At 62.6% G+C, this 7,464-nt stretch carries 9 protein-coding genes; 5 read left to right on the forward strand and 4 right to left on the reverse strand.

The window, feature by feature from the left end:
• Together ACEW8G_RS04015 and ACEW8G_RS04020 are read left to right on the forward strand one after the other, a co-directional pair.
• Positions 1-1,185 (forward strand): prolyl oligopeptidase family serine peptidase (locus tag ACEW8G_RS04015; protein ID WP_373487160.1); only part of this gene is annotated, 1,185 nt, incomplete at its 5' end.
• A complete protein-coding gene (locus ACEW8G_RS04020) occupies positions 1,182-2,189 on the forward strand; it encodes a histone deacetylase family protein (protein WP_373487161.1) in 1,008 nt (335 codons plus the stop codon). The genes ACEW8G_RS04015 and ACEW8G_RS04020, both read left to right, overlap by 4 nt.
• 131 nt (positions 2,190-2,320) lie before the next feature.
• Here the strand turns inward: ACEW8G_RS04020 and ACEW8G_RS04025 are convergent, their stop codons facing one another.
• Together ACEW8G_RS04025 and ACEW8G_RS04030 are read right to left on the reverse strand one after the other, a co-directional pair.
• A complete protein-coding gene (locus ACEW8G_RS04025) occupies positions 2,321-2,764 on the reverse strand; it encodes a hypothetical protein (RefSeq protein WP_373487162.1) in 444 nt (147 codons plus the stop codon).
• A 75-nt stretch (positions 2,765-2,839) separates the two neighbouring features.
• Positions 2,840-3,259, reverse strand: coding sequence for a VOC family protein (locus ACEW8G_RS04030; RefSeq protein ID WP_373487163.1), 420 nt, complete (start codon positions 3,257-3,259; stop codon positions 2,840-2,842).
• A 129-nt stretch (positions 3,260-3,388) separates the two neighbouring features.
• On the opposite strand from ACEW8G_RS04030, the gene ACEW8G_RS04035 reads away from it, so the two are divergent.
• Complete coding sequence (locus tag ACEW8G_RS04035) at positions 3,389-4,138, forward strand: SIMPL domain-containing protein (RefSeq protein WP_373487164.1); 750 nt, start codon at positions 3,389-3,391, stop codon at positions 4,136-4,138.
• 49 nt (positions 4,139-4,187) lie between these two features.
• Here ACEW8G_RS04035 and ACEW8G_RS04040 read toward each other — a convergent pair whose 3' ends face one another.
• A complete protein-coding gene (locus tag ACEW8G_RS04040) occupies positions 4,188-5,021 on the reverse strand; it encodes a tetratricopeptide repeat protein (protein ID WP_373487165.1) in 834 nt (277 codons plus the stop codon).
• A 129-nt stretch (positions 5,022-5,150) separates the two neighbouring features.
• On the opposite strand from ACEW8G_RS04040, the gene ACEW8G_RS04045 reads away from it, so the two are divergent.
• A complete protein-coding gene (locus ACEW8G_RS04045; protein WP_373487166.1) occupies positions 5,151-5,573 on the forward strand; it encodes a DUF350 domain-containing protein in 423 nt (140 codons plus the stop codon).
• Positions 5,574-5,653: 80 nt separating this feature from the next.
• Here ACEW8G_RS04045 and ACEW8G_RS04050 read toward each other — a convergent pair whose 3' ends face one another.
• Positions 5,654-6,496 carry an outer membrane protein gene (locus tag ACEW8G_RS04050; protein ID WP_373487167.1) on the reverse strand — a complete coding sequence of 281 codons (843 nt, stop codon included), beginning with the start codon at positions 6,494-6,496 and terminating at the stop codon, positions 5,654-5,656.
• Positions 6,497-6,809: 313 nt separating this feature from the next.
• Between ACEW8G_RS04050 and ACEW8G_RS04055 the strand changes: the two genes are divergently transcribed.
• Positions 6,810-7,464 (forward strand): serine protease (locus ACEW8G_RS04055; protein WP_373487168.1); only part of this gene is annotated, 655 nt, incomplete at its 3' end.

Raw genomic sequence — 7,464 nt, forward strand, 5'->3', positions numbered from 1 at the left:
AAGGCGATCCTGACCATCACCAACGCGGGCAGCGATGTGCGGCGGCTGGTGCGGATCGACCTGGCCTCGGGCGCGATGACACAGGTGTCAGACAAGGTGGCGTGGGATGTCGAGAGCTATGATCTGGCGAAGGATGGCCAGACACTCGCTTATGCAATCAACGAGGACGGGTTTTCGCGCGTCGTGCTGATGAACCTTGCCACTGGCGCCAAGCTCACCGCCCCGGCGCTGCCGCGCGGCGTGCTGACCGCGCTGAAATTCGCGCCCGATGGCGGACGGCTGGCGATCGGCCTGACCAACGCCACCACCGCAGGCGATGTGTGGAGCCACGATCTGGCAAGCGGCGCGCTCACCCGCTGGACCCAGTCTGAACCGGGCGAGCTTGATCCGGCGCGGCTGGCCGAGCCATCGCTGGTGCGCTTCAGGAGCTTTGACGGACTGTCGGTGCCTGCACTGGTCTATCGCCCCAAAGGTGCCGCGCCTGACGCGAAGCTGCCGGTGATCATCGACATCCACGGCGGACCGGAGGCGCAGACGCGGCCGTCTTGGAACCCGGGCGCGCAGTATTTTGCCGATGTGCTGGGTGCGGTCGTTATCTTGCCCAATGTGCGCGGATCCGATGGCTATGGCACGCGCTACCTCAACCTCGATAACGGCCCGCTGCGCGAGGACAGCGTCAAGGACATCGGTGCCCTGCTCGACTGGATCGGTACGCAGCCGGGCCTCGATGCGGCGCGGGTCGCGGTCTACGGTCAATCCTATGGCGGCTATATGTCGCTTGCCACCATGACATTCTATTCGGACCGGCTGGTGGGCGGCGTGGAGCGCTATGGCATCAGCGATTTTGTCAGCTTTCTGAAAAACACCGAGGCCTATCGCCGCGACAACCGCCGCGCCGAATATGGCGACGAGCGCGACCCTGAGATGCTCAAGGTGTTCCGGCGGATTGCGCCGCTTGCCAATGTCGGCAAGATCACCAAGCCGATGCTGGTGATGCAGGGGGCCAATGATCCGCGCGTGCCGCAATCGGAATCCGATCAGGTGGTCGCGGCGTTGCGCGGCAACGGCGTGGACACGGCCTATGTGCTGTTCGCCGATGAAGGTCATGGCTTCCAGAAAAAGGCCAACAATGATCTGCGGCGCGAGGTGGAAACCGTGTTTCTGCGCCAGCTGTTTGCGCAATGAAGACGTTCTTCGATGCCCAGCAGCATGATCATGCGCCGGCGGTTGAGCTGCACAACGGGGCCTATGTGCCCTATGCCGAACATCGCGGGCGGATGGAAAGTGTGCTGGCGGCGCTCGATCAGGTCGAATCCCCGCGCGATTTCGGCATGGAGCCGATCCGGCGAGTGCATGGCGACGCGTATCTCGATTTCCTGCAGGGCGCACACGCGCGCTGGGTGGCGGCGGGGCGCAGCGGTGATGCGCACGGCTATGCCTGGCCGGTGGTCGGGCGGCGGCCGCTGAACCTGAACCGGATCGATGCCGATCTGGGCCAGTTCAGCTTCGATGCCTCTAGCCCGATTGCAGCAGGCACATGGGGCAGCGCCTATTGGGCCGCGCAGTCGGCGCTGGCGGCGACCGAGGCGGTGATGGACGGGGAGCGCGCGGCCTTCGCCCTGTGTCGTCCGCCCGGTCACCATTGTGGGGCGGATTATCTGGGAGGCTATTGTTTCCTGAACAACGTGGCGATTGCCGCTGAGGCCGCGATTGCAGCGGGGCGCGGGCGGATCGCGATCCTCGATATTGATTATCACCACGGCAACGGCACGCAGGATATCTTTTATGATCGCGGCGACGTGCTGTTTGTCTCGATCCACGCCGACCCTGCCAGCGACTATCCGTTTTTCTGGGGCCATGCCGATGAACGCGGCACGGGGGCAGGCGAGGGGGCAACGCTCAACCTGCCGCTGCCGCGCGGCACTGATATGAATGCCTATCGCGCGGCGCTGGACATCAGCTTGCGCGCGATCAGCGATTTTGGCGCAGATATGCTGTGCGTGTCATTCGGCGCGGACACGTTTGCCGGAGACCCGATCTCGCAGTTCGCGCTGCAAACGGCGGAATACACGCCAATTGCGCAAGCCATCGCCGGGCTGGGTCTGCCCACGGTGATCACGATGGAGGGCGGCTATGCAGTCGATGCGCTGGGCGCGAATGTCGCCTCGTTTTTGGCAGGGTTTGCGTAGGCGGTGTCAGTCCCAGCCCGGCCTTCGGCCACCCCTCCCGCAAGCGGGAGGGGAAAAGGGGCGCGCAAATGCTCTCCCCTCCCGCTTGCGGGAGGGGCAGGTTCAGCCTGCTGAACCGGGGTGGGCCTGCCTTATCGCTTCACCCGCTTGAACGGCACAAATTCGCCGAGTGCGCAGCTGCCCAGGGGCACGCGGGCCACCAGATCCTGCACCAGCAGAATATCCCCCGAACACAGACGACCGATGGGCGTGCTATTGATCAGCGTATGGTCGCGGGCGCGCGGGCAACCGAGATAGGGCGCGTTGACATAGACCGTCGATCCATCGTCATAGAGCAGCACATCGTCGCTGGCGGCGGTAGAACGGCGAAGCCGGGTTCGCGGTATGCACTGCACCGGATCGCCCGCAACGCGGTCTTTCAGATACCGCTGGGCGATCTTTTGGCCGCGTTCATCCAGCTCGTCGATGGCTGCGAGCGTGGTCGCGCGCACATCATCGGGCCCGCTGTCCGCGGCGAGCAGCGGTGCTGCTGCCATGGCGATGGCAAGGCCAAGCGAAAGTGAAAGAGGTTGCATGGGCATTGTCCTTTGGTCATCCGCCCCCGGAGTTGCGCAGAATATACACGCAATTAGGTCACGCCGCCAGAGCGCTCACCATACGCCGGTATTGGGCATCGACGCCCAAGGTTCGGCAGGATCAAGGTGCCCATCCTGCAGCAGTTCGACCGAAATTCCATCGGGGCTTCGGACAAAGGCCATATGGCCATCGCGCGGCGGACGGTTGATTGTGACGCCGGCGTCCATCAACCGCTGGCAAGTCTCGTAGACATTGTCGACGCGATAGGCGAGATGGCCGAAATTGCGCCCACCGGTGTAATCTTCGGGGTCCCAGTTGTGGGTCAGCTCCACCTCGGCGATGCCCGCTTGTCCGGGGGCAGCGAGGAAGATCAGCGTGAAGCGTCCCTGCTCGCTGTCAAACCGACGCACCTCCTCAAGCCCGATGAGTTTGAAAAAGCGGATCGTGGCCTCAGGATCAGTGACGCGGATCATCGTATGCAGAAATTTCGTCATTATGCTGTGGCTCAATTCATCGCAGTTAAGACACGGTTCATCGCACAAAGGCTAATTGCTGAATGGTGTCGTCGGGGTGGTGATTCGCCCGAATATAGGCGGCGCGTGAGGCTTTGAAAGGACAATGCAATGGTTGAGGGCGGGGATACGGAACATTCAGGCAAACGCGGCTGGCTAGCGAGCAATATGCTGCTGGCGAGCGCGGGCGTGCTCGCGGTGGGCATGGTGCTGGGTGGCTATCTGTTGGGCGACGGGTTGCTGCGCGCCAAGGCGGCGGACCGGTCGGTGACCGTACGCGGGCTGGCCGAGAAGAACGTGACCGCCGATCTTGCCACCTGGACCATCGCCTATTCGGCGCAGAGCGACGATCTGAATGGCGCGCAAGCGGATATCGATGCCGATACCAAGGCGCTGCGCGGTTTCTTCACCGAACTGGGTTTCGATGGCGATGCGCTGCAGCCTACGGGCGCGAACGTTGCCCAGTTCAACAACAATTACGGCAGCACCACCTACACCATCCGCCAGCGCATGTCGCTTCGCACCACCGACATCAGCAAGGCGCAGGCTGCAGTGAAGCGCCAGTTCGACCTGATCAAGCGCGGCGTCGTGCTGGAGGAAGGATCGGGCATGGCTTACAGCTTCACCAAGCTCAATGACATCAAGCCGACAATGGTGGCCGAGGCGACCAAGGACGCCCGCGCCTCCGCCGAACAGTTCGCCAAGGACAGCGGCACCGGCGTCGGCGGCATCAAGAGCGCGACACAAGGCTATTTCTCGGTCGAATCGCGCGATGGCGATACCGGCGGTGGCTGGGGCGTGAGCGATACGCCTTATAAAAAGGTCCGCGTGGTGACGACGGTGGACTTTTATCTGGATTGAGGTTGGGCATTAATTTCCCCTCCCGCTTGCGGGAGGGGAGAGATGGTCGTTAGTTTTGTGGTGATGCCGCAGCCTCATCGAGCTGCGCCAGATGGCCGCGCGCGGTCTTGGCGATCGGGCCATCGGGGCGGATATCGATTGCCTGCGTCCAGTTGCGGCGCGCGACGTCATAATTCCCCGCCGTCGCGGCAATGTTCCCTGCCTCAAGTGCGACCTCGGGATCGCGCGGGGCGAGCCGCGCAGCGAAGTCGATATCGGCCAGCGCGCGGTCGAGCTTGCCCTGTCGCCGCGCGAGCGTCGCCGAGTGTAGCCAGGCCAGCGGGTCTTCGGGCACCAACCGGTGCGCCTCGGCAAAAGCGGCTTCGGCCTCGTCGGGCCGATTGGCGATCACCAGCGCGCGCGCCCGGTCAAGATGCAGTTCGCCCAGCATGAACCCGGCAGCGATGCCCTGTGCCATTGCCGCGTCGAACAGGGTCAGCGCACGTTCTGGGTCGCCTGATGCCAGCGCAGCATTGCCCGCCTGCGTCCAAAGGTTGGTGGCGCGGTTGTCCTGTGCGCGCTCCGCCTCGCGCGCGGCGGTGGTGAAGCTGTCGGCAGCAGCGGCCCAGCGCCCATCCTTGGCATAAGCAAAGCCCAGGCAATGGCGCGCAAAATAGCCGCCGCCCTCGATCAGCCACTCGTTCGCAGCCGTGATGCCGCTTGGCGGGTCATCGGTGGCGAGGTCAAGGCAGGCATCGAACCGCGCCTCGTCGGCAAAGGGTACTGCCACCGTCATCACCTCGCGTGCCGTCTGACCGAATGGCTCTGCACCGGCAACCGGACGCGCATCGGTGCCGGCCGACTGAACCGGGGCGATCAGCATCAACATAAGGGCAGCGGTCATTGGCAAGGCAGTTCTCCGTGGTGAAAGCGCTGGCAGATGCAGCCGCGCAGCTTAACCGGGGCTGGCTGGCGAGGCAAACATGCGCGATCAGGCTTGATCGACGCCAGTTTTGCCGTCAACACATGCTACATGACCGATCCGATGCCCGTGATCCAAAGCCTTATGACCGGCCTGCCGGTGTTCATGCTACATCTGGGCACCGCGACGGCGGTGTGGGCGGTCGCGCTGGCGCTGTATATGTGGATCACTCCGCACCGCGAGTTCGAGCTGATCAGGGGCGGCAACATGGCGGCAGCCGTCTCGCTAGGCGGCGCTGCGATCGGGCTGGCGCTGCCACTGGCATTTTGCCTCGCTGCTTCAATCAACGTGTGGGACGTGCTGATCTGGGGCAGCGTGACGTTGATCCTGCAGCTCATTGCCTTCCGTGCGATTGATCTGTTGATCGGCAACCTGGCCAAGCGCATTGAGGATAATGAACTGGCCGCAGCGGTGTTTTTGGCGATGATGAAGATCGCATTGGCCGCGCTTAATGCCGCAGCGGTGGCAGGCTGATATCAAAAGCCCGCGCATCAGGGGGCTGATACGCGGGCTTAAGATGTGAACTGCCATCAACTAAAATGGCAAGTCCGGGATTAGAAGCGGAACATCGTCGTCACGCGCAGGCTGTGGAAGTTGAAGCTCCGGTCGCTACGGCGCATGTCGGTCTCCCCACTGGCGAGCAGAAACGGATTGGTTGCAGGAGCGGTGCCGCGGCTGACATTCACGACAAAATCATCGTTGGTATAGCTGTTGTACAGATATTCCATGCCGATGCTCATGTTGCGAGCGATCTTCGCCTCAGCGCCTCCGCCTGCCTGATAGCCCCACGACCAGTCGTTGCCATTGTTGGCGAACGCATTGGCGCCATTCGAGGTCTGGAAGCTGTTCTCGATGCGTCCGTAGCTTGCGCCACCGGTTGCATAGAACAAGATGCCGCCGCCGGGGGTGTAACCAGCACGTGCACGCGCCGAAATGGCATAGTCAAGCTCACGCGTGAACGTGTAGTTGGCAGGCGTTGAGCTGAACGCGGATACGAAATCCTTGGCTTCCGAACGGTTGCCCTCAATCAGCGCGCCGAGCACGAAGTTGCCGTAGCGCTTGTCGGCACCGATGCGGATACCATAATCGAGGCCGTTCTGGTCAGTGATGCAACCGGCGCCGGCATTGTTGGCGTTGGCACGACCCCGGCAGAAGCCTGGGCCAAATGCGTCTGCACCGGTGGTGGTGCGCACGACGTTGTTGAAATTGCCGTCGCCCGTGGTGTCGAACAAAACGCGTTCGCCGCCGTCATTGGGCTGCGCCGCATAGCCAACGTGGCCACCGATGTAGACGCCGTCAAAATCTGAATCTTCTTTCACTGTCTGCGCGAAGGCAGGCGTGGAAAGCATCGCCATCGCGATGAGCGAAACGGCGGTTGATTTGATGGGAGATGTCATATGTTTTGCGTCCTTATTTTAGTTGATCTGACGGGTGCGAAACCAATGAGACGCAAGTCTGGTTCCACCCGTTTCAAAAGATGCTTAAGTTTGTGACATTTTTAGCACAGATATTTGCATGCTGTTGAGATTAACTTTAAATGAACAGCAATATCGGAATTTGTTCAGGAAACGTATTTTTCTTGATTTAGGTTATACTGTTTAGCTCGGATCCGGCAGCGCATAATAAGCTTCATCTTGATTAACGCGCGGCTTTGACTAGCCTTGCCAATATGCTCGACCCGTCGTTTCGTTCCGTGCAATCCCGAAGGTCATGAGCAGGCGCACGTCCGGCTCGCGGCGCGGTTGCCTGCCCTGGGTGCTCGGCGCGGTGCTGCTGTGGCTATGGTTCAGCGGCAGCGATGATAGCTGGCGAGACAGCGACCTGTCGGTGCAGCAATTTGACCCGCGCAGCCCGCGCCGCCCGCTGCCCGATATCGGCGAAAGTTTCATCATCGCGGAGGCCGGGCCGCAGCAGGACAGCCAGGGCACGGCCTTTGCGGTCGACAGCGACGGGGCATGGCTCACCGCGCAGCATGTCACCACCGGCTGCGACCGGCTTGGGCTGGCGCGTGACAACCGGGTTGAGGCGATTACCGATGTGCTCGAAAGCCGCGAGGCCGATGTCTCGATTCTCCGCAGCGGGCCAGTGGCGCAATTTGCGCTGCGCGTTGCCGATCAGGCCCCGGCGAGCGGCGATTATGGCTATCACATGGGTTTCCCGGCGGGGGTGCCGACGGTCGTCGTGTCGCGCTTCATCGGCGCGGCGCTGGCTTTGCGTGGCGGGCCCGGCGGACCGCAGGAACCGATTTTCGCCTGGGCAGAGGGCGACAGGCTGCCAGCCGGCGATGGACCACTGGGCGGGATCAGCGGCGGGCCAACGATCGATACCGCTGGCCAGGTGGTGGGCGTCAATGCCGCCTCGACGG

Source organism: Blastomonas sp., assembly GCF_041747255.1.
Lineage (GTDB): Bacteria > Pseudomonadota > Alphaproteobacteria > Sphingomonadales > Sphingomonadaceae > Blastomonas.